The organism is Amycolatopsis sp. NPDC098790, from assembly GCF_044759945.1.
GTDB lineage: Bacteria > Actinomycetota > Actinomycetes > Mycobacteriales > Pseudonocardiaceae > Amycolatopsis.
Window position 1 is genome coordinate 1,213,963 of the sequence record NZ_JBIWAI010000001.1, and the last position, 22,497, is coordinate 1,236,459.

Annotated in this window: 17 protein-coding genes; 9 read left to right on the top strand and 8 right to left on the bottom strand. The window is 70.5% G+C overall.

Features of this window, described 5'->3' with window-relative positions:
- Window positions 1–20: 20 nt before the first annotated feature.
- The 4 genes from ACIQWX_RS06070 to ACIQWX_RS06085 form a co-directional block, all read right to left on the bottom strand.
- A complete protein-coding gene (locus ACIQWX_RS06070; protein ID WP_400866238.1) occupies window positions 21–2,345 on the bottom strand; it encodes a transglycosylase domain-containing protein in 2,325 nt (774 codons plus the stop codon).
- 79 nt (window positions 2,346–2,424) lie between these two features.
- Window positions 2,425–4,683 carry a transglycosylase domain-containing protein gene (locus tag ACIQWX_RS06075; RefSeq protein ID WP_400869408.1) on the bottom strand — a complete coding sequence of 753 codons (2,259 nt, stop codon included), beginning with the start codon at window positions 4,681–4,683 and terminating at the stop codon, window positions 2,425–2,427.
- Between the two features lie 328 nt (window positions 4,684–5,011).
- Window positions 5,012–7,471 carry a transglycosylase domain-containing protein gene (locus tag ACIQWX_RS06080; RefSeq protein WP_400866241.1) on the bottom strand — a complete coding sequence of 820 codons (2,460 nt, stop codon included), beginning with the start codon at window positions 7,469–7,471 and terminating at the stop codon, window positions 5,012–5,014.
- Window positions 7,472–7,820: 349 nt separating this feature from the next.
- Window positions 7,821–8,219: a DUF5318 domain-containing protein gene (locus tag ACIQWX_RS06085; RefSeq protein WP_086679625.1), complete on the bottom strand. Its 399-nt coding sequence runs from the start codon at window positions 8,217–8,219 to the stop codon at window positions 7,821–7,823.
- 245 nt (window positions 8,220–8,464) lie between these two features.
- Here ACIQWX_RS06085 and ACIQWX_RS06090 point away from each other — a divergent pair, with 245 nt between their 5' ends.
- The 4 genes from ACIQWX_RS06090 to ACIQWX_RS06105 all read left to right on the top strand — a co-directional run bounded on the left by ACIQWX_RS06090 (window position 8,465) and on the right by ACIQWX_RS06105 (window position 11,488).
- Window positions 8,465–9,010 carry a PadR family transcriptional regulator gene (locus tag ACIQWX_RS06090; RefSeq protein ID WP_013230991.1) on the top strand — a complete coding sequence of 182 codons (546 nt, stop codon included), beginning with the start codon at window positions 8,465–8,467 and terminating at the stop codon, window positions 9,008–9,010.
- A 72-nt stretch (window positions 9,011–9,082) separates the two neighbouring features.
- Window positions 9,083–10,171, top strand: coding sequence for an inositol-3-phosphate synthase (locus tag ACIQWX_RS06095; RefSeq protein WP_400866245.1), 1,089 nt, complete (start codon window positions 9,083–9,085; stop codon window positions 10,169–10,171).
- Between the two features lie 91 nt (window positions 10,172–10,262).
- Window positions 10,263–10,793: an RNA polymerase sigma factor gene (locus ACIQWX_RS06100; RefSeq protein ID WP_400866248.1), complete on the top strand. Its 531-nt coding sequence runs from the start codon at window positions 10,263–10,265 to the stop codon at window positions 10,791–10,793.
- On the top strand, window positions 10,790–11,488 hold the full coding sequence (locus tag ACIQWX_RS06105) for a hypothetical protein (RefSeq protein WP_400866251.1): 699 nt from the start codon (window positions 10,790–10,792) through the stop codon (window positions 11,486–11,488). The genes ACIQWX_RS06100 and ACIQWX_RS06105 overlap by 4 nt, the downstream gene beginning before the upstream one ends.
- Here the strand turns inward: ACIQWX_RS06105 and ACIQWX_RS06110 are convergent.
- Window positions 11,481–12,119, bottom strand: coding sequence for an HAD family hydrolase (locus ACIQWX_RS06110; protein WP_400866254.1), 639 nt, complete (start codon window positions 12,117–12,119; stop codon window positions 11,481–11,483). The genes ACIQWX_RS06105 and ACIQWX_RS06110 overlap by 8 nt on opposite strands.
- Window positions 12,120–12,185: 66 nt before the next feature.
- On the opposite strand from ACIQWX_RS06110, the gene ACIQWX_RS06115 reads away from it, so the two are divergent.
- From ACIQWX_RS06115 to ACIQWX_RS06135, 5 genes are all read left to right on the top strand, one after another.
- Complete coding sequence (locus ACIQWX_RS06115) at window positions 12,186–12,644, top strand: MarR family winged helix-turn-helix transcriptional regulator (protein ID WP_400866257.1); 459 nt, start codon at window positions 12,186–12,188, stop codon at window positions 12,642–12,644.
- On the top strand, window positions 12,634–13,851 hold the full coding sequence (locus ACIQWX_RS06120) for an MFS transporter (protein ID WP_400866260.1): 1,218 nt from the start codon (window positions 12,634–12,636) through the stop codon (window positions 13,849–13,851). The genes ACIQWX_RS06115 and ACIQWX_RS06120 overlap by 11 nt, the downstream gene beginning before the upstream one ends.
- A gap of 109 nt (window positions 13,852–13,960) precedes the next feature.
- Entirely contained in the window at window positions 13,961–16,024 is a 2,064-nt protein-coding gene (locus ACIQWX_RS06125; RefSeq protein WP_400866263.1) for a PhoX family protein, read from the top strand.
- A gap of 85 nt (window positions 16,025–16,109) precedes the next feature.
- Complete coding sequence (locus ACIQWX_RS06130) at window positions 16,110–17,705, top strand: SdrD B-like domain-containing protein (RefSeq protein ID WP_400866268.1); 1,596 nt, start codon at window positions 16,110–16,112, stop codon at window positions 17,703–17,705.
- Between the two features lie 13 nt (window positions 17,706–17,718).
- Window positions 17,719–18,396 carry an SDR family oxidoreductase gene (locus ACIQWX_RS06135; protein WP_400866271.1) on the top strand — a complete coding sequence of 226 codons (678 nt, stop codon included), beginning with the start codon at window positions 17,719–17,721 and terminating at the stop codon, window positions 18,394–18,396.
- A 255-nt stretch (window positions 18,397–18,651) separates the two neighbouring features.
- Here the strand turns inward: ACIQWX_RS06135 and ACIQWX_RS06140 are convergent, their stop codons facing one another.
- The 3 genes from ACIQWX_RS06140 to ACIQWX_RS06150 are packed head-to-tail and all read right to left on the bottom strand — an operon-like array spanning window position 18,652 to window position 22,426.
- Window positions 18,652–19,959 carry an amidohydrolase family protein gene (locus ACIQWX_RS06140; protein WP_400866274.1) on the bottom strand — a complete coding sequence of 436 codons (1,308 nt, stop codon included), beginning with the start codon at window positions 19,957–19,959 and terminating at the stop codon, window positions 18,652–18,654.
- Between the two features lie 23 nt (window positions 19,960–19,982).
- Window positions 19,983–20,633, bottom strand: coding sequence for a response regulator (locus ACIQWX_RS06145; RefSeq protein ID WP_400866277.1), 651 nt, complete (start codon window positions 20,631–20,633; stop codon window positions 19,983–19,985).
- Complete coding sequence (locus ACIQWX_RS06150) at window positions 20,630–22,426, bottom strand: sensor histidine kinase (RefSeq protein ID WP_400866279.1); 1,797 nt, start codon at window positions 22,424–22,426, stop codon at window positions 20,630–20,632. Before ACIQWX_RS06150 ends, ACIQWX_RS06145 begins: the two co-directional genes overlap by 4 nt.
- Window positions 22,427–22,497: the final 71 nt, after the last annotated feature.

The window sequence follows — 22,497 nt, forward strand, 5'->3', positions numbered from 1 at the left end:
GGTGTCCCCCAGCGCCGACGTCACGGCCTCTTCCTTCCTCGCTGCCGGTCCTGCAGTTCCTGCAGCCGCTGCTGGAACTGGCGGAACTGGTCCAGCTGCTGCTGGTCGCCCTGCCCCACCTGGATCCGCCGGTCCTGCTGCTGTTGTTGCTGCTGCGGCGGCTGCTGGACCTGCACCCGGTCCTGCGGCGAGCTGATCGCCGCCACGCGGTCGAAGCGCTCGCCCGGCCGGCCGGACAGGTACAGCTGCATGAACCGGTCCCAGATCGGGCCGGCCAAGGTCGAGCCGAACAGCGGGGCGCCGTTCGGGCCGCGCAGCGCCTTGTCGCCGTCGCTGCCCACCCAGACGGCCGCCGACACCGAGGGCGTGTAGCCCACCATCCACGTCTGCGAGTTCGCGTTCGCCGCCGACGCGGGTTCGTCGTTCTGCGGGGTGTGTTGCTGCGTACCGGTTTTCCCGGCGCATTCGTGGCCCGTGGGGCAACTCAGCCGCGAGAACTGGATCACCGGGGCCAGCGCCGCCGTGACGTTCCCGGCGATCTGCGCGCTCTTCTGCGGGTCGTTGTCGGCGAACGCGTCGGCCGAGCGATCCTTGGCCTCGTAGGCGGTTTCGCCGTTCGCGTTGGTCACCTTCTGCACGAAGTGCCGGTCGCGCTGGACGCCGTTCGCCGCGAAAGTCGCGTACCCCGAGGCCATGTCGGCCGCCGTCACCTGGGTGTCGCCGCCGCCGATGGAGATGTTGTTGTCGCCGGTGAACAGCTTGCTGCGCCCGCCGTTGTCCGACGTCCGGATTCCCGCTTCCTGCGCCGCTTCCGCGACCCCGGACGGCTTGGTGACGTTGAGGACCATGTCGTAGAACACCGTGTTCGTGGACCGCTGCATGGCTTCGGCGACCGTGCACTGCTGCGAGCAGCTGCTGCTGTCGCCCGCGTTGCGGATCGGCAGGTCGACGCCGGGGAACGTCCGCGGTGACGTGCCGTCGAAGCGCGCGTCGAGGCCGCGGCCGAGCTTGAGGAACGCGGCCAGGTCGAACGGCTTCATCGACGAACCCGGGTTGTGCGGCTCGTCGGCCCAGTCGCGGCCGGCCTGGTCCTCGCCGTTCGGGCCCTTCACGAGCGCGTCGCCGCCGTAGTACGCGAGCACGCCGCCGGTCTTCGGGTCGACGGCGACGAGCGCGTTGAGGATCCGGTCGTCGGTCTGGTCGGCCATGCCCTCGGCCACGGCTTTTTCCGCCGACTGCTGGGCCTGCGGGTCGATGGTGGTGAACACCTGGAACCCGCCCGCGTAGTACTGCTTCTCGTCGATGCCCTGCGCGGCCAGCTCGGCCTTGACCTTGGCCTTGATGAACGGGTTCAGCGCGCCGGCTTCCCGGCTCTCCTTCAGCGGGATCGGCGCCGGGAACTTCGCCGCCGTGCGCTGGGCCGCCGTCAGGTAGCCGTTCTTCTGCATCCGGTCGAGCGCGGTGTTCCACCGGCCCGTCGCGACGGCCGTGTTCTCCGAGCGGCCCGGCTGCTGGATCAGCCCGGCCAGCAACGCGGCCTGCGAGTAGTCGAGCTGCCCGACGTCCTTGCCGAAGTACGCCTGCGCGGCGGCCTGGATGCCGTAGGCGCCGCGGCCGAAGTAGATGATGTTGAGGTAGGCGGTGATGATGTCCGCCTTCTCGTAGGTCTGGTTCATCTTGAACGACTTCGCGAGCTCGACCCACTTGCGCGTCAAGGTCGGGTCGTCGTCGCCGGAGGCGTTCTTGATGTACTGCTGGGAAATCGTCGACCCGCCGCCGGTCCCGCCGGTGACCTGGTTGTACGCCGCGCGCAGGATGCCGCCGACGTCGAAGCCGGAGTTGGTCTCGAAGGACGCGTCCTCGGTCGCGATCACGGCTTTCTTGACGACGTCCGGGATCTGGTTCGCCGCCAGGATCTGCCGGTTGCCGCCGGTGGGCACGTCCTTGCCCATCTCGGTGCCGTCGCTGAACAGGTAGGTCACGGCCTGGCCCTGCGCCTGCGCGACGGTCTCCGGCGAGGGGACGTCGACGGCGAGGTAGGTGATCAGGAACCCGATCGCGGGAACGGCGAAGGACAGCCCGGCGACGACGTAGGCGATCCGGCGGACCCGCCGCCAGCGCCGTCGCCGCAGGTCCCGGTCGGTGAGCGGCCGCGGCCGGCGCGGCGGCTGGCCGGGACGCGGCCGCAGGATCGGCACGGTCGGCGGCTCGTCCTCGGTGCCGTTGTGCGCGTGGTGGGTGATCAGCTCCGGCTCGGTGCCCAGCAGGCCGGAGCGCGGCACCGGCCGCCGGGTACGTCGACGCGGGACGTGCTGCCGGCCGGGTGACGTGGGGTCGTGGTTCACGGGCCGTCCTCCACGGTGGGCTGCGGACGCAGTCCTCTCGAAGAGGACACGGACCGCGGCCCACCGTGGTTCAGCCCGGCTAGTTGTCCGGCTCGTCGGACTTCGTCGGTGTTTCCTTCGACGTCGGCGTCTTCGTGTGCTTCGGCGTGCTCGTCGGCGACGACGACTCGTTGCCGTGGTCGCCGCCCTGGTCGCCGTCGTTGCCGCCGCCGTTGTCGTTGCCGTCGCCCTGGTTGTCGCCGGTCGGGGTCGCGTCCGTCGTCGTGGCGACGTCGGACGCCGGCGGCGGGACCTCGCCGCCGATCCGGTCGACCTTGTCGAACCGCTCGCCCGGCGTGCCGGCCAGGTACAGCGAGAGGAACTTCTGCCACATCGGGCCGGCGATGGTCGAACCGTAGATCGGCGAGTTGTTCTTGCCGTGCAGCGGCTTGTTGCCGTCGCCGCCGACCCAGGCCGCCACCGAGACCGACGGCGTGTACCCGACCATCCACGTCTGCGAGTTCGCGTTCGCCGCCCACGACGGCTCGCCCGCGACCTTCGTGTGCTGCTGCGTCCCGGTCTTGCCGGCGCACTCGTGGCCGTTCGGGCACTTCAGCTTCGAGAAGTCGATGACCGGCTTCAGCGCCTCGGTGACGTTCCCGGCGATCTGGCGGCTCTTGTCGGAGTCGCTGTCGAACGCCGCCTTCCCGTCGGTCGGCGCCTCGTACGCGACTTCGCTCTGGCCGTTGGTCACCTTGAGCACGAAGTGCCGCTGCCGCTGCTCGCCGTTCGCGGCGAACGTCGCGTACGCCGAAGCCATGTCCAGCGGCGTGATCTGGGTTTCGCCACCGCCGAGGGAGATGTTGTTGTCCTTGGTCGAGATGATCGACTGGCCGCCGTCCTCCTTGACCTTGACGCCGGCCTCCTTCGCGGCTTCCTTGACCGGGCCCTGCTTGGTGTCGTTGAGGACCATGTCGTAGAACACCGTGTTCGCCGAGCGCATCATCGCCTCCGCGACCGTGCACTGCTGCGAGCACGAGCTGCCCGGACCGGCGTTGCGGACGACGCGGCCGTCGAACGTGCGGTTGTTCGAACCGTCGTAGGTCTTGTCGAGCCCCTGGCCCTTCTTCAGCAGCGCCGTGAGGTCGAACGGCTTCATCGACGAGCCCGGGTTCTGCGGCGTGTCCGCCCAGTCGCGTCCGGCCTGGTCCTGCCCGTTGACCTGCACGATCGGCTTGCCGCCGTAGTAGGCGAGCACGCCGCCGGTCTTCGGGTCGACGGCGACCAGCGCGTCGAGCAGGTTGTCGTCGACCTGGTTCTCGAGCGCCTCGGTGGCGGCCTTTTCCGCGGCCTGCTGCGCCTTCGGGTCGATCGTCGTCTGGACGACGAAGCCGCCGGAGTAGTAGCGGTCCTCCGGGATGTCGTGCGCGGCCAGTTCGTCCTTCACCTGCTGGACGACGAACGCGGGCGGCGCGCCGGCCTGCTGCTTGCTGTCCTCCAGGGGGATCGGCGTCGGGAACTGCGCCGCCGCGCGGTCGGCCGCGGTGATGTAGTTGTTCTTCACCATCCGGTCGAGCGCGGTGTTCCAGCGGTCGTTCGCGACCTTGGGGTTCTCCGACCGGCCCGGCTGCTGGATCAGCCCGGCCAGCAGCGCGGCTTCCGAGAAGGTCAGGTCCTTCGCTTCCTTGTGGAAGAAGGCCTGCGACGCCGCGCCGACCCCGTACGCCCCGCGCCCGAAGTAGATGATGTTCAGGTACGCGGTGATGATGTCCTTCTTCTCGTACGTCTGGTTCATCTTGAAGGACTTGGCCAGCTCGGTCCACTTGCGCGTCAACGTCGGGGCGTCGTTGTCGGTGGCCTTCTTGATGTACTGCTGCGAAATCGTCGAACCACCGCCCGTGCCGCCGGTGGCCTGGTTGTAGACCGCGCGCAGCAGGCCGCCGACGTCGAAGCCGGAGTTGGTCTCGAACGAGTCGTCCTCGGTCGCGATCGCCGCGTGCTTCATGACGTCGGGGATCTGCTCCGGCGTCAGCAGCACGCGGTTGCCGCCGCGCGGGACGTCCTTGCCCATCGGCGAGCCGTCGGCGAAGAGGTAGGTCACCGCCTGGCTCTGGCTCTGCGCGACCTCGGTCGGCGACGGCACGTCGACCAGGAAGTACGTGATGACGAACGCGATCGCGGGGAGCACGAAGAATACGCCGACGAACGCGTAGGCGACCCGCCGGATGATCTTCCAGCGGCGCTTCTTCTTCTGTTCCGGCGTGAGGACCGGCTTGCCGTCGTCATCCGGCCGGCCGTCGTCGTAGCCGTCCGGCTCTTCGTACGCGTGGTGCGTCATCAGCTCGGGGCCACCGCTCATCGGCGGCGGCTCGGGGCGGTACCCGCGCGGCGGCGTCCGCGGCGGCTGCTGGGGTGGCGGCGGTTGCTGCTGCCACGGCTGCTGCGGCCGGCGCGGTCCTTGGCCGGGCGGACCCTGGGGTGCGCGACGGCGCGGATCGGGTCCCTGGCCGGGCCAGGAGCGGGATCGATCGTCGGGCACGGTGCAGTCCTCCAGTGTGCGCGGGCAGCACGATTGCCGCCCCCTTCTGGAAAGGACGCGCGTGACGGGGAACGGTTGCGGAATGATCTTCCTGAAACGCTTCAGGGCCCTCCGCGCGTTCGCGGAGGGCCCTGAAGGAGGAACGTCGCTATCCGGGCCCGGAGCCCGGTGGCGAGGCGACCCCGCCACCACCTCCGAAGGTGTTGCCGTCACCGGGGTTGATGGACGTGATCGGCGGCCCCGGCCGGGTCCGGGACGTCCGCGTCGTGCTCGTCTCGGTGTCCGACGGCTCGGTGCTCGGCGGGGTCTCCGTGGTGGTCGGCGGCGTCGTCGTGGTCGGCGTGTCCGGCGGCTTCTGCTGCGTCGACGTCACGTCGTTGACGTCCTTGCCGATCGCCGCGACCTTGTCGAACTTCTCCGCCGGCTTGCCCTTGAGGTAGAGGTTCATGAAGTTCTGCCACGTCGGACCGGCGATGGTCGCACCGAAGATCGGCTTGTTCTTCGGGTCGTGCAGCGGCTTGTTGCCGTCGCCGCCGACCCAGACCGCCGCCGACACCGACGGCGTGTACCCGACCATCCACGTCTGCGCGTTGCGGTCGTTGTACGACGAGGGGTCGCCGGCCTTCGCCGTGTACTGCTGCGTACCGGTCTTGCCCGCGCACTCGTGGCCGCTCGGGCACTTCAGGTTCGAGTGGCTGATGACCGGCTGCAGCGCCTCGGTGACGTTGCCCGCGATCTGCTGGCTCTTCGACGCGTCGTCGTCGAACGCCGGGTTGGTCTTGATGTTGTTCTGGTCGAACTCGACCTCGTCCTGGTTGTTCGTCAGCTTCGCGACGAAGTGCTGCTCGTGGTACGTGCCGCCGCTGGCGAAGGACGCGTACGCGGCCGCCATGTCCTCCGGCGTCACGGCCGTGCCACCACCACCGAGCGAGATGTTGTTGTCGTCGGTGTAGAGGACGCTCTTGCCGTCCGGCGCCACCTTGACCCCGGCCTCCTTGGCCGCTTCCGCGACCCGGGACGGTTTCGTCACGTTCAGGACCATGTCGTAGAACACGGTGTTCGCCGAGATCTCCATCGCCTTCGCGACGGTGCAGTCCTTGCCGCAGCTGGCGCTGTCACCCGCGTTCCGGACCGTGCGGCCGCCGAGCACCCGGTTGTTCGAGCCGTCGAACGTCTCGCCGAGGCCCTTGCCCATCTTGAGGAACGCCGTGAGGTCGAACGCCTTGACCGACGAACCCGGGTTGCGCGCCTGGTTGGCCCGGTCCTGGCCGATCTGGTCCTTGCCCTCGGCGTCCTTCACCGTCTCCGGCCCGCCGTAGTAGGCGAGCACCCCGCCGGTCTTCGGGTCGACGGCGACGAGCGCGTTCAGCAGGTTCTCGTCGGTCTGGCCCTTCATGCCGTCGGCGGCGGCCTTCTCGGCCGCCTCCTGGGCCGCCGGGTCGATCGTCGTGTAGATCTTGGCGCCGCTGGAGAACAGCTTGTTCTCGTCGTAGCCCTTCACCGCGAGCTCGTCCTTGATCCGCTGCTGGACCTGGTAGGTCAGCTTGCCGGAGTTCTGCTCCTTGTTGGCGTTCTTCGGGATCGGCGTCGGGTACTGGAAGGTGGCCCGCTCGTCCGCGCGCAGCCACTTGTTGGCGACCATCTGGTCCATCACGTACGCCCAGCGCTTCTGGGCGTACGCCTGGTTTTCCGAACGGCCGGGACCCTGGATCAGGCCGGCCAGCAGCGAGGCTTCGGACGCGTTGAGGTCCTTGGCGTCCTTGTTGAAGTACGCCTTCGCGGCCGCCTGGATACCGTTCGCCCCGCGTCCGAAGTAGACGATGTTCAGGTAGGAAGTGATGATCTCTTCCTTGGACTGCTGGTTGTTCATCTTGAACGACTTGGCCAGCTCGGTCCACTTGCGGGTCAGCGTCGGGGCGTCGTTCTGCGTTGCCTGCTTGATGTACTGCTGGGAGATGGTCGAACCACCGCCCTGGCCGCCGGAGACCTGGTTCCAGACCGCGCGCAGGATGCCGGTGACGTCGAAGCCCGAGTTGGTCTCGAACGTCGCGTCCTCCGCCGAGTACACCGCGTGCTTGACGACCTCGGGCACCTCGCCCGGCTTGAGCAGCTGGCGGTCGCCGCCCGGCGGCAGCTCCCGGCCCATCACCTGACCGCTGGCGTCGTAGTAGGTGATCGGCTGGTTCTGCAGCGACTTGATGCTCTCCGGCGTCGGCACGTCGACCAGGAAGTACGTGATGACGAACGCGATCGCGGGCACGACGAAGAACAGCCCGACGAAGGCGTACGCCACCCGCCGGATGATCTTCCACCGGCGCTTCTTGCGCTGCGCCGGCGTGAGGACCTTCTTGCCCTTTTCGTCGAGCTCGTCCTGGGGCTCGACGTCGTCGGCGAACTCGTTGAAGGCGGCGTCGTCGTAGCCGTCGTCGTACGGGTCGCGGCCGAAGTCGTCGGTGCCGTTGTGCGCGTGGTGGGTGATCAGGTCCGGCTCGCGTCCCGGCGGCGGCACCGGCCGGTTGCCGGGCTGGCGGAAGCCCTGCGGCGGCGACCCGGGCGGACCCTGCTGGGCGCGCTGCCCGGGCGGCGGCATGGCCCGGCGCGGCGGCATGCCCTGCTGGCCCTGCTGACGCGGGCGCTGCGGCCGCCGTGGCGGCTCTTCGCCGGGCCACTGCGGGCCGCCTTCGTCGCCGGACGGCCACTCGGGCGACCCACCGCCACGCGGGTTGCCCCGGGGCGGCGTTCCACGCTGAGCCGATTCACCGCGTGGCCGGCGGGGAGCCTCTTCGCCGGGCCACGCCGGTCCGGCGTCTTCCCCCGGCCACGGGCCTTGGGCACGGCGAGGTGCATCTGGCTCCTGGCCGGGCCAGGAGCGGTTGCGGTCGTCGTTCACGAATGGGCCTCCCAGACCGGCACCCGGTAGTGCGCCGTTCTGCGCTCTTCAGCGGTTGTGATCCAGCTCACCGGCCTGCGGTCCTTCGCGGACCGTCGGCCGGTTCCCCCGTGCCGAGGACGTACGACCGGACCAGGTGGTTCCAGTGGCACGCCCGGCAGACTTCGACGTCGTACACGGTGAACTCAGCGAACAAACCGGCCATCCTGGCCAGCTCTTCGGGGGTCCTCGCCGAGCCCGCGACGTGCTTGAGTTCGTCACCGTAGACCCAGGACACCAGGGTCAGCGGTTCCTGGCGGCAGATCGGGCAGGGCTGGTCACCGGCCCGGCCGTGGAACTTCGCCGCCCGCAGCAGGTACGGGCTCGCGTCGCAGGCTTCGTAGCTGCCGACGCGCCCGGAGCGGACTTCGGCCAGCAGCGCACGGCGCTGCAGCGCGTAGTCCACGACCTGCCGCTGGTTAATCACCAGGACAGAGTACGGGCTCTTCCTGTGTCGTCCACGCCCCCTAGCGCGGGCAACCCCGCGACCGGGACGGACACGCCGGACGTTCGATAACTCTCCGGTGAATTTCCCCCACTCCAGAGTGAGGGTGCTCGTTAGCTTCGCCACTTCGATGTATCGGCGCGATATAGTGGCTGAGTAGGTTGGATCGAGGCGATCATTCGGAGCAACGCCCGTCGTCTCGGTTTGTTCCCGGAAGGGGGTGCGCTGTGCTGGAGTTCGCGATCCTGGGTCTTCTGCACGAAGCGCCCATGCACGGGTACGTGCTGCGCAAGCGGCTGCACGAGACGCTCGGCACGTTCCGGACGTTCTCGTACGGCTCGCTGTACCCGACCCTGCGGAAGCTGCTGCGGGCCGGGTACCTGGTCGAAGAGCTGGACGAGGCCGACGACCGGGCGTGGTCGCGGCGCGGACGGCGGGTCTACAAGCTCACCGCGGAGGGCAAGGAGCGCTTCGGCGAGCTGCTCGGCGACGCCGGGCCGCAGACCTGGGACGACGAAGGCTTCGGCGTCCACCTGGCCTTCTTCTCGCGGACCCCGGCCGACGTGCGGCTGCGGATCCTCGAGGGCCGCCGCCGTCGCGTCGAAGAACGCCGTGAGGGCATGCGGGCCGCGCTGGCCAGGGCCGAGGAGAAGATCGATCGCTACACCCGCGAGCTGCACCGGCTGGGGCTGGAGACCAGCGAGCGGGAGGTGCGCTGGCTCAACGAGCTGATCGCGCACGAACAAGCCGAACGGCAGGGTCCGGAGACCTGAGCCGCCCGGCGCGGGCCGCAGCGTCGCGGCACCAGACCTACTGAACAGACACGGATTGAAGGAGAAACCCCCATGGGCGAGAACCGCCGCGTACGGGTGGCCATCGTGGGCGTCGGCAACTGCGCGGCGTCGCTGGTCCAGGGTGTCCAGTACTACCGCGACGCGGACCCGGCCACCCGCGTCCCCGGTCTGATGCACGTCGACTTCGGCGGCTACCACGTCCGCGACATCGAGTTCGTCGCCGCGTTCGACGTGGACGCCAAGAAGGTCAGCCGCGACCTGTCCGAGGCGATCTTCGCTTCCGAGAACAACACCATCAAGATCGCCGACGTGCCGCCGCTCGGCGTCACCGTCCAGCGCGGGCACACCCACGACGGCCTCGGCCGCTTCTACCGCGAGACGATCGAGGAGTCCGACGAGACCCCGGTCGACATGGTCGCCGCGCTGCGCGAGGCGCAGGCCGACGTGCTCGTGTCGTACCTGCCGGTGGGCTCCGAGGTGGCGGACAAGTTCTACGCCCAGGCCGCGATCGACGCCGGCGTGGCGTTCGTCAACGCGCTGCCGGTGTTCATCGCCTCCGACCCGGAGTGGGCCCAGAAGTTCACCGACGCGGGCGTCCCGATCGTCGGCGACGACATCAAGTCCCAGGTCGGCGCCACCATCACGCACCGCGTGCTGGCGAAGCTGTTCGAGGACCGCGGCGTCCAGCTCGACCGGACGATGCAGCTCAACGTGGGCGGGAACATGGACTTCCTGAACATGAAGGAGCTCGAGCGGCTCGAGTCGAAGAAGATCTCCAAGACCCAGTCGGTGACTTCGCAGGTCGACCGCGAGCTCGGCAAGGGCAACGTCCACATCGGACCGTCGGACTACGTGCAGTGGCTCGACGACCGCAAGTGGGCCTACGTCCGGCTCGAGGGCCGCGCGTTCGGCGACGTCCCGCTGAACCTGGAGTACAAGCTCGAGGTGTGGGACTCGCCGAACTCGGCGGGCATCATCATCGACGCCGTGCGCGCCGCGAAGATCGCGCTCGACCGCGGCATCGGCGGCCCGATCCTGTCGGCGTCGTCGTACTTCATGAAGTCGCCGCCGGAGCAGTACGACGACGCGACCGCGCGCGACGCCGTCGAGAAGTTCATCCGCGGCGAGGTCGAACGCTGATCCACCGCTGAAGAGAAGGCCGTCACCGCTGGTGGCGGCCTTCTTCGCGTGGTGCACTAAACCGGTGGGGCGGGGTGTGCGTTGGCGGGGTGTGAGCGCGAGCGTGGGCGAAAGCGTGCCGGGGGACCTGGGCGCGCCGACCTTCCACGGCCTCTTCCGGGAGTACTTCGCCCAGATGACGAGGCTGGCGCACCTGCTCGGCGCGGACGACGCGGAGAACGTCGCCCAGGAGGCGTTCGTCAAGCTCCACCAGCGCTGGGACACGCTCAGTGATCACACGCGCGTGGCGGGGTACCTGCGCACGACCGTGGTGAACATGTCGCGGTCGCGCACGCGGCACCTGCGCGTGGTCCGGCGGACCCCGCAGGAGAGGCCGCCGGACGAGCTGTCGGCCGAGGTCCGGGCGGTCGCCAACTGGGAGCACGAGCGGTTGCGGACGGTGCTGGGGAAATTGTCCCGTCGCCAACGCGAGGTGCTGGTGCTTCGCTATTGGCTGGACCTCAGCACGGCGGGCATCGCGGAGACGCTCGGGATCTCCCCGGGCACGGTCAAGGCGACCACGCACCACGCGATGGAGAACCTGCGCAAGCACCTGGGGGAAGAGCCGGGAGGTGAGCGATGACCGACCTCGAACGCAAGCTGGCCGAAGCACTGCGGGGACAGGCGGAGAAGGTCACGCCCAACCTCGACGCGGCGTGGGCGGAGCAGCAGAGGAGGCAGCGGCGACGGCCGAGGCGCCGCCGGTTGACGGTGGTGGTCGCCCCCCTGGCGGCGGTCCTGGTGGTGCTGACCAGCGTGCTGCTGGCGACCGAGGTCAACGAGGCGCAGTCACCACCGGCAGCCCCGGCGACGCGGCCCGGGCAGGACCTGGTGTTCGCCGCCCCGGAGATCGCGCCGGCGAACGTGAGCGGCGGCGGCGAGCCGGTCGCCCTCACCGACTTCGCGGGCCAGACGGACGCCTGGACCTCCTTCGCCACCGACCCCGAAGACCCGGCGGGCCGGAAGCTGCTTTGCGTCGTGGCGTTCGTCAAGGGGATCCCCCATATCGCGCCCAAAGGCCAGTACGGCATCGAGTCGCCGTCGTGCGTCCCGCTGACGGACGGTGTCGTGCGGGCCGGGTACGTGGGCAAGGGCGGTGGGCCGCTGCCGGCAGGCAAGGCGGTCTTCCTGGTCGACCCGTCGGTGCGGGTGCTGCGCCTCTACGACTTCGACGGTGACCTGAGCCAAGCGAAGGCGGTCGGCAAGCTGGGCGAGAACCAGGTGTTCGTCGCCGACGTGAAGCTCGGCTCGCCGCCGGTGCGGTTCAGCGTCAGCTGAGCCCGAGCGCCCCCGGCAAGTCGGTGATCTTCTCCACCACCGCCGTGGCCTGCCCCAGCACCTCCGGATCCGGCGGGAAGTGCGGGTTCGGCACCGCATAGACCGCCATCCCGGCCGCCAAAGCCGACCGCAACCCGTTGGTCGTGTCCTCGACAGCCGCACAATCGCCCGGCGCCACGCCCAGCAGCTCAGCCGCCCGCAAGTACACATCCGGCGCCGGCTTCCCGGCCCCGACCTGCTCCGACGACACCGCCGCCCCCACCGGCAACCCCGTCACGTCCAGGAATCCTTTGATCAGGATCACCGGCGACGAGCTCGCGATCGCCACCGGCCACCGGCCCGAAACCTGCCGCACGACCTCCACCGCACCCGGGATCAGCGGCGGCTCGGCGGCGTACCGCGCCGCCATCCGCTTGACCACCAGCGTCGCGATCTCGGCCGGCGTGGACCGCGCCCCCAGCTCTTCCACCAGGTACCGGGCCCACTCGGGCGTGCTCATCCCCTGCTGCGCCCGCGTCGCCTCCGGGCGCCACGTGCCGCCGTGCTCGGCGACCACCGCGCGGCGCACCTCGTCCCAGATGCGCTCCGAGTCCACCAGGACGCCGTCGAGGTCGAAGATCACCGCTTCCATACCCCGAGCCTAGCCTGTGAGCGGAATTACTTAGCTACCCTTACTATATTTTGTTAGCCTGGCTAAGTGACTTCCCCGATCGCCGACCTCGCCCACCGGCTGCGGCCGCTGGTCTTCCGGTTGTACCACCAGGTGCGCCGCCAGACCCCGCAGCTGACGCTGACCCTCACCCAGGGCTCGGTGCTGAGCGAGCTGGTCAACGGCGGGCCGCGCCGGATGAGCGCGCTGGCCGAGTTCGAGCAGGTGAAGCTGCCGTCGATGACCGACGTCGTCAGCCGGCTCGAACGCCTCGGCCTCGCCACCCGCACGCCGGACCCCGCCGACCGGCGGGCCGTGCTCGTGGACGTCACCGACGAGGGCCGCCGCTTCTACGCCGAGACGGTGGCTGCCCGCGAGGAGTTCCTTCGCGAACGGCTCATCGCCATGGACGACACCGACCGCGCAGCGATCGAAGCCGCCCTCCCGGCTCTCGCCAAGCTACTGATCGACACCAAGAAGGAGGAACTGATCAGCGATGAGCGCTGAGCACCACTCGAGCCTGCTGGACGCCGTCAAGGGCCAGCCCAAGCAGGTGTGGATCACCGCGTTCGCCGCGGTCATCGCCTTCATGGGGATCGGGCTGGTCGACCCGATCCTGTTGTCCATCGCCAAGGGCCTGGACGCGACGCCGTCGCAGGTCACGCTGCTCTTCTCGTCCTACCTCGGCGTCCAGGTCATCGCGATGCTGGTCACCGGCGCGGCGAGCGCCAAGTTCGGGCCCAAGAAGACCGTCCTGGTCGGGCTGTCGCTGATCGTCGTGGCCACCGCGTTGTGTTCGGCCGCCGGCTCGATCGAGCAGCTCGTCGGGCTGCGTGCGGTCTGGGGGCTCGGCAACGCGTTCTTCATCGCGACCGCGCTTTCGGTGATCGTCGGCGCCGCGACCGGCGGGCAGTCCGGTGCGATCCTGCTGTACGAGGCCGCCCTCGGGGTCGGCCTGTCGGTCGGCCCGCTGCTGGGCGCGCTGCTCGGCTCGATCTCCTGGCGCGGCCCGTTCCTCGGCACCGCGATCCTGATGGCCGGCGCGCTCGTGCTGTGCGCGGTCTTCCTCAAGAGCGACAAGGGCGAGCAACGCGCCCCGATCAAGCTGCTCGACCCGCTTCGCGCGCTGAAGCACACCGGCCTGCTGCGCACGTCGGTCGCGTCGGCGCTGTACACGGCCGCGTTCTTCGCCGTGCTGGCCTGGTCGCCGTTCGTCCTCGGCTGGAGCGCCATCGCCGTCGGGCTGGTCTTCTGCGGCTGGGGCCTGTGCGTCGCCGTCGCCGGGGTCGCCCTCGCACCGCGCCTGGCCGCCAAGCTCGGCGAGCGGCACGCCGCCGCGGCCGCCGTCTTCGGCTACGCCGTGCTGATGCTGGTGCTCGCCGTGCCGAGCAAACCGGTCCTGGTCGCCGGGATCGTCGTCTCCGGGCTGGTGTCCGGCCTGCTGAACACGCTGTTCACCGGCACCGCGATGTCGATCAGTGACGCGCCGCGCCCAGTCGCCAGCGCGGGTTACAACTTCTGCCGCTGGCTCGGTGGTGCTGTCGCCGCAACGCTCGTCGGGCACGTCGCCGAGTGGTTCGGCTCGCCGCAAGCGCCGTTCATCGCCTCCGCCGTGCTGTGCGTCGTCGCGGGTGCGCTGCTCTCGCTGCGGGAGAAGAAGGCGGACCCGCACGCGGTGCCGCAGGAGGCCGTGCTCGTCGGCGAAGAGTTCTGACAGGACCGTTCGGAGCAGCCGTACACCCGCCGTTCACCTGTATGTCGAGAATGGCTGGTTTGGGAGGCTTACGGTCGGTTCGTTCCCGAACTCCCACCATGGAGGCCTCGTGCCCGACCGTCTGCTCCCGCTCTTCCCCGCCCACCCCGGCGGCCGCTCCCCGATCACCTGCGAATACCGCTGTGGCAACGCCTGTGCCCACCCCGAGCCGAACGAGTCCGGGAACGAGTACTTCGGCGACGTCGTGAAGGCCATCTCCCGCCGCGGGGCCTTCAAGGCCGGCGCAGTGATGGCCGCCGCCGCGGGCGGGTTCGCCGCGTTGTCCGGGACGGCCGCCGCCGCGCCGGCCGGGCACTCGCCCCGGCCGCCGCGCCCGGTGCCCGGCACCGACTTCGACCCGGTCCCGCCGAACAAGCTCGACGCGGTCACCGTCCCGGACGGGTACGCGCAGCGCGTCCTGATCCGCTGGGGCGACCCGGTCGTCGCCGGCGCCCCGAAGTTCGACTTCACCAAGCAAACGGCGGCCGCGCAGGCGAAGCAGTTCGGCTACAACAACGACTTCGTCGGCCTGATCCCGCAGGACCCGCTGGGCCTGACCAACCTGCTCGTCGTGAACCACGAGTACACGACCGAGGTCCACCTGTTCCCGGCCGACCAGTACGACCCGGCCAACCCCACCGAAGAGCAGGTCAAGATCGCCTGGGCGGCGCACGGCCTGTCGGTACTGCTGACCCGCCGCGACCCCGTCCGCGGCGGCCTCGAGGTCGTGCCCAGCCGGTACGGCCGCCGCATCACCCTCGACACGGTCTTCGAGGTCCGCGGCCCGGCCGCCGGGTCGAAGTACCTGAAGACGTCGGCCGACCCGAGCGGGCGCAAGGTCCGCGGCACGCAGAACAACTGCTCCGGCGGCGTGACGCCGTGGGGCACCGTGCTGTCCGGCGAGGAGAACATCCACCAGTACTTCGCCAACTCGGAGCAGCGGACCGACCCGGTCGAGTCCGCGCGGCTGAAGCGGTACGCGATCGGCACGGGCACGAGCACCCGCAAGTGGGAGCGGTTCGACAAGCGCTGGGACGTCGCGCAGGAGCCCAACGAGCCGAACCGCTTCGGCTGGGTCGTCGAGATCGACCCCAACGACCCGACGTCGACGCCGGTCAAGCACACCGCGCTCGGCAGGCTCAAGCACGAGGGCTCGAACATCAAGATCACCGCCGACGGCCGCGTCGCCGCCTACACCGGCGACGACGAGCGGTTCGAGTACATCTACAAGTTCGTCTCCAAGGGCAAGTACAAGCCGGGCAAGAGCGCGCACGCGCGTCGCCACAACTCGGCGCTGCTCGACGACGGCACCCTGTACGTCGCCCGCTTCACCGGCGACAGCCCGGGCGAGGTCGACGGCACCGGCAAGCTCCCCGCCGACGGCGAGTTCGACGGCGCCGGCGAATGGATCCCGCTGGCCAGCGGCACCAAGTCCTTTGTGGACGGCATGACCGCCGAGGAGGTCTACGTCTTCACGCGCCAGGCCGCCGACAAGGTCGCCGCGACGAAGATGGACCGGCCGGAGGACATCGAGCCGAACCCGGTCAACGGCCGGATCTACGCGGCGCTGACCAACAACTCCGACCGCGGCGCGGCGGGCAAGGCCGGCGTCGACGAGGTGAACCCGCGCGTGGCCAACAAGAACGGGCAGATCCTGGAGTGGGAGGAGGCCCGCGGCGACGCGGCGTCGACGAAGTTCTCCTGGCGGCTCCTGCTCGTCTGCGGTGACCCGGCCGCGGCCGACACCTACTACGGCGGCTTCGACAAGACCAAGGTCAGCCCGATCTCGTGCCCGGACAACGTCACGTTCGACCGGCACGGCAACCTCTGGATCTCGACCGACGGGAACGCGCTCGGCGCGAACGACGGCCTGTTCTCGGTGCCGGTGACCGGCCCGGAACGCGGGCACGTCAAGCAGTTCCTCTCGGTGCCGGTCGGCGCCGAGACGTGCGGCCCGAACGTCACCGACCACGTGGTGCTCGTCGCGGTCCAGCACCCGGGTGAGAACGCCGCCAGCTCGGCGAACCCGACGTCGCACTGGCCCGACGGTGGCACCTCGCAGCCGCGGCCGTCGCTGGTCTCGGTGTGGAAGAAGGGCCGCTTCGGCCTGCCCGGCCGCATCGGCGAACGCTGACCCGCGACCCGCACCGGCCGAGGTTCACTCTTAAGTGGACGGTTCTCGGCCGGTGCGGGCCCCGGCGCCGCGCCATAGTCGAGGCATGGTCCGTTCGGCGCGCGTGGTGGCAGTGGCGGTGGTGGCGCTCTCCGGGACGGTCGTACCCGCGGCCGTCGCGGATCCGCCGTCGGCGTGCGGCGGGATCGCCGCCAACCCGAGCGTCGAGGAGACGGCGCGCAACGGCGCCCCGGACGCCTACGTCTTCACCCCGGCCGCGCCCGTGCCGCCCGGTACGCCGCCCGCGAAGGCGCCGAGGCTGCTGACCGAGCAGGCGTTCGCCGTCGACGGGCAGCGTTCGGCGGTGATCCAGACGCCGGACGGCCGGGCCAGCACGGCCTACTCGACCGAGAAGTTCGTCCCCGGCGGCGTCTACACCTTGAGCGTGTCGACCGGCTCGTACGCGCCGGAGACCGGACCGGCGACCGGGCTGCGCTTCTTCGACGTGAACGGCGCCCAGGTCCAGGAGACCAAGCTCGTCGCGGGCCACTTCGCCGGTGACGGACAGCTCGTCCGGCAGGACTTCCCGGCGGCGACGGCCCCGGCGAAGGCGGCCGCGGTGAAGTTCTTCGCGACGACGAGGGCCGAACGGGTGCGCTGGGACTGCGTCGACCTGCAGCTCGCGGCGTACTCGGTGAAGAAGGAAGTGCAGAACCCGGCGACCGGCGCGTGGGGCCCGTTCGCGACGGTCACCGCGGGCGAGACCGCGCACTACCGCGTCACCGTGACGAACGACGGCACGCAGGACCTGAACGGCATCACCGTGGTGGACCCGTGGTGCACCGGGAAGTTCGAGCCGTTCGCGCTCGCGGCGGGGGCCAACAAGGCGCTGACCTGCGACCACCCGAACCTGACGGTGGCCGACACCGGGCACGTCAACACGGCGAAGGTGACCGGCGTCCAGTTCGACGGCGGCACGCTGGGCGACAAGACGGCGTCGGCGACGATCACCGTGCAGCCGCCGCCGTCGATCGCGAAGATCGGCGACTTCGCCTGGGCCGACCGCAACCGCGACGGCATCCAGGACCCGGACGAGCCCGGCGTCGCGGGCGTGAAGGTGACGCTGAAGGACGGCGCCGGCGGCACGGTCGGCACCGCGACGACGGACGACAAGGGCAAGTACGGCTTCGAGAAGCTGAAGGACGGCACGTACCAGGTCTGCTTCGCGGTGCCGTCGGGCTACGCGGTGACCAGCAAGGACGCGGCGCCGGACGACCGCGATTCGGACGCGGGCCCGGACGGCTGCACCGCACCGCGCACGGTCGGCGGCCCGTCGCACGAGGACTTCGCGGCGGACCTCGGCCTGGTGACGCCGACGAACCGGATCGGCGACTTCGCCTGGTCGGACACGAACGGCAACGGCCTGCAGGACGCCGGCGAGCCGGGCTTGGCCGGCGTGAAGGCGGTCCTGAACAACGGAACGAGCGTGGTCACCGGCCCGGACGGCGCGTACGGCTTCGACGGCCTCGAGGACGGCAGCTACCAGGTGTGCTTCACGGCGGAGGGCAAGCACCCGGCCCCGAAGGACGCGGACGACGACGCGAAGGATTCGGACGCGGACCCGGCGACGGGCTGCTCGGACCCGCGGCAGCTGGGGCCGGACAAGCGCGAAGACCGCGCGGTGGACGTCGGGTTCGCCTAGTTACGGTGGGGACATGACGGATCTTCCCCTCGCCCTCGTGACCGGCGCGTCCCGCGGCATCGGCAAGGCGGTCGCCCACCAGCTGGCCCCGACCCACCGCCTCCTCCTCGGCGGCCGGGACGCGGCGGCGCTCGAGGCGCTGGCGAAGGAGCTCCCGGGCGCGAAGCCGTGGCCGGTCGAGCTGACCAACCCGGACTCGCTCGCCTCGGCGGTCGCGGACATCGAGTCCCTGGACGTCCTGGTCCACTCGGCCGGGGTCGCCCGCATCGGCCGCATCGAAGACGTCTCCGCCGAAGCCTGGCGCGACAACTTCGAGGTCAACACCCTGGCGGTGGTCGAGCTGACGCGCCTGCTGCTCCCAGCATTGCGGGCGGCCAGCGGCCACGTGGTGGTGATCAACTCCGGAGCCGGCCGCAACGCCCGCCCCGGCTGGTCCCCGTACGCGGCGAGCAAGTTCGCGGTCCGCGCCTTCGCCGACGCCTTGCGCGAGGAGGAGCCGGAGATTCGGGTGACGTCGGTGTACCCGGGCCGCACGGACACGGAGATGCAGCAGGAGATCTTCAAGGGTGAAGGGCGCGACTACGACACGTCGCACCTGCTGAAGGCGGACTCGGTGGCGACCGCGGTGGTGACGGCGGTGTCCGCCACCCCCGACGCCCACCAGACCGAGGTCATCCTCCGCCCGCGTTGACCTCCCGGCCCCCGCCCTCTCCCGCGAGTGCAGGTGCCGGTGACGTCATGAAAGGGTCGTTCACCACGTCTGACGTCCTGAAAGAGTCGTTCATGACGTCCCGGCCGGCCCCTCGTTGGCCCACCACCCCGAAGCCGGATTGTGACGACGGACGGCAGCACCGGGTCAAGGCGGGAAAGCGTGCCTTGACCCGGCGCTGCCGTCCGTGTTCTGGCTTCGTATCGGGGTGGGGGGAGGTCTGGGTGGGGTGCCGGTTCAAGCCCGCAGCCGGGCGGCGGTCTCGGCCACCTCGGCCTGCACCTTCGCCCGATCGACGCGAAGCGACTCCCCATCGGCGACGACCTGCTCGCCCGCGACCCACACGTCCCGAACCCGCCGCGACCCCGCCGCCCAAACCAAGTTCGACAGCAGCTGCACGTCCGGCACGTCCAAGCCACAAGCGAACGCCGGGTCGTCCAAGTCGATGTGCACCAGGTCGGCCCACCGCCCCGGCTCCAGCACCCCGATGTCGTCCCGGCCCAACGCCGCAGCCCCGCCCCGGGTCGCCAGCAGGAACACGTCCGAAGCCGTCAACACCGTCGAATCGCCGGTCGCCAACCGCGCGAACATCGCCGACAGCTGCAGCTCTTCCCACAGGTCGATGTCGTCGTTGGACGCCGGCCCGTCCGTGCCGAGACCCACCGCGACCCCGGCCGCGCGCAAGTCCGCCACCCGTGCGATCCCCGAAGCCAGCTTCGCGTTCGACCCCGGGCAGTGCGCCATGCCGACGCCATACTGAGCGAACAGCGCGATGTCCGCGTCCGACAAGTGGATCGCGTGCGCCGCCAGCACCCGGCCGTCCAGCATGCCCAGCTCCCGCAACAGCGCCGGTACCGAACCGTGCGATTCCCGGACCGCGGTGTCCTCGAGCGCTGCCTCGGCGATGTGGATCTGCACCAGCGCACCCCGCGAAGCCGCCGACTCCGCCGTCGCGCGCAACCCCTCCGCGGACAGCATGTACGCCGAGTGCGGGCCGTAGCCCAGCTCGATGCGGTCGCCGGGGCCGAAGCGGAGGCCGTCCGTGTCGATCCAGCGCTCGATCGCTGCCAGCTGGGCCTTCCAGTCAAGGCCCGGCAGCTCCATCACCGGCGGTGCGACCAGCACTCGGCCGCCCGTCGTGAGGACCGCGTCGACCAGCTGCTCGCCTTCGAAGTACATCTCGGCGCTCGTCGTGACGCCGTGGCGGAGCATCTCGACCGAGCCCAGCAGCATGCCGGTGCGGACGTCCTCCGGCCGCAGCTTCGCTTCGGCGGGCCAGATGATCTCGTTGAGCCAGGGCAGCAGCGGCAGGTCGCCGCCCATGCCGCGCAGCAGCGTCATCGGGCTGTGCGCGTGCGTGTTGACCAGGCCGGGGAGCAGGATGCCGGTCAGGGTGGTGACCGGTGCGGCGGACCCGGGGGCGGTGGCCGCCGGTCCGCAGTAGGAAATGCGCCCGTCGGCGTCCACATCGACGACCGCGTCACGCAGGAGCGAACAGGACGCGTCGGCGGGGAGAACGACAGGGGCGTGGAAACGGCGTTGCATCTCTGGATACTACGCACCCTGGATTACGAGACGACTCCACTCCGCCACGCCCAGGCGGCGATTTCCACGCGGTTGCGTGCGCCGATCTTTCCCTGCACCGACGCCAGGTGCGTCTTCACCGTCGACAGCGACAGGAACAGCTCCGCGCCGATCTCGGTGTTCGTCAGCCCGCGCGCCGCCGCCTTGACGACGTCCATCTCCCGCGCGGTCAGCGGTTCCGACGGCGGGGCCACCTGCGACCGGGTCGAGCCGCCGTCGAAGTGCTTGAGCAGGCGGATCGTGATCTGCGGGGAAACCAGCGCGTCGCCGCGGTCGGCCGCGCGGACCGCCTCGATCAGCAGTGCCGGGCCCGCGTCCTTGAGCAGGAAGCCGTGTGCGCCGTTGCGCAACGCCGTGTGCACGTACTCGTCGAGGTCGAACGTCGTCACGACGACCACCTTCAGCGGGTCGGCGACGTCCGGGCCGGCCAGCTGCCGGGTGACCTCCAGCCCGTCGAGGCCCGGCATGCGGATGTCGAGCAGGCAGACGTCCGGGCGCAGCTCGCGGGCCTTCGACACCGCCGAGACGCCGTCCGCGACGTCGGCGACGACCTCGATGTCGTCCTGCGCGTCCAGGATCATGCGGAAGCCCATCCGCACCATCTCCTGGTCGTCGGCGATCAGTACCCGGATCACTCGTCCCCTTCCGTGTCTTCCCCGGCCGCCAGCGGCAGCCACGCTTCGACGCGCCAGCCGCCGTCCGGGCCGCGCCCGGCCGACAGCCGTCCCTTGAGCAGCGCGACGCGTTCGCGCATGCCGACCAGACCGTATCCGCCCGAGCCGCCGGCGGGCCGCCGCGCCGTCTCGTGGCCGTTGTCCGTCACCCGCAGGTGCAGCTCCGAGCCGCTCACCTCGGCCAGCACGAACGCGTCGGTCGCGTCCGAGGCGTGCTTGCCGACGTTCGTCAGCGACTCCTGCACGAGCCGCAGCGCCGAGCGGCCGACCTCGTGCGGCAGGTCCGGTGGCAGGTCGAGGTGCATCGACGTCGGCACGCCGTGGTTGGCGGTCTCGACCAGTTTCCGCAGGTCGGCTCCAAGATCGGTGGTGGCCTGCTCGCTGAACTCGCTCGACCCGGCGGGCGCGTCGCCGCGCATGGACCGGACCAGCCGCCGCATCGCGGCCAGCGCCTCGACGCCCGCGTTCTCGATCCGGGCCATCGCCTCGACCGCGACCTCCGGCTTCTGCGAGGCCATCATCCGCGCGGCCTGGGCCTGCACGACGATCCCGGTGACGTGGTGGGCGACGACGTCGTGCAGCTCGCGGGCCAGCGCCATCCGCTCGGCGGTCTGCGCGTCGGCCACCGCGGACTGGACGACCGTCGTGCGCTCGGAGTCGCGCGACCGCAGCATCATGCCGATCGCGATCGAGACGCCCAGCAGCAGCGTCGCGGTGAACGCCAGGATGGACAGCGTCTGCGGATCGGTCGTCAGGCCGGACGGCTTGTTCGAGTTGACGATCGCGCCGAGCGCCACGACGGCGGACAGGATGCCGATCCGCGGCCACGACTGGCTCAGCCCGCGGGCCCGGGTCACGTTCACCACCACGCCCATCCCGGCGATGACCTGCACGGCCGGGACGCCGCCCGGCATCGGGTAGTCGTAGCGCAGGTGCAGGAACGGCGTGACGAGCGTGGACACCAGCATGATCCCGGCGACGCCGAGGAGCGCGTCCGCGGGCCGCCGCGGCGAGAGCACCGCGATGAGGGCCGCGACGAGCGAGCAGAACAGGATCGGGAACCCGCGGGCGTTGCTCGAGTACGTGTAGCCGAACTCGAACAGCAGCGCGAACCCGAGCAGCCCGATCAGCGGCCACTGGCCCATGGCCAGCTCGTTGACCCGCTGCAGCTTCCGCGTCCGCGGATCGGCCTTCGGACGGCGGTCCCGGAGCGTGATGGCGGGGACGACCGGGCCGAGGAGCAGCAGCAGGCCGAACACCAGCCCCTGGGTCGCCGTGCCGCCGTCGATGTCGTCGACGCCGCGGTACCGGCCGAAGAGGGCGATCAGCCCGCCGACGACCAGGAAGCTGACCACGCAGAACGCCACGCCCGCCCGCGCGCGCCGGGTGACGTAGTAGACCATCAGCACCCCGGCCACGACCTCGGTGATGGTGATCTTCGGCAGCACGCTGGAGTACGGCGGGACGTGGAACGCGTGGATCCACAGCGTCGAGAACACGAGCACCGCGCCACCGGCCACGCCCGCGACCGCGGCGCGCTTCTGCGCCCACACCGCGCAGGCGGTCATCGCGAAGATGCCGGGCAGCAGCCCGAAGTCGATGAACTTGGGACCGTGGTCGTCGAGGGCCGCCTGGGTCGTGTAGACGACGTCGAAGAGCAGGGCGGCGTACAGGACGGCCGAGGGCACGCCGATGCGCCGCACGAGGGCGGCGACGCGGGTGTACAGCGTTTTCGGCGGGGGCGCGGCGGTCACAACGTGACGTTAGAGGATCCGCCCGCGTTCGCACCTTGGCCGAGTGGCCCGCGCTCCCTCGGCCGATCGGC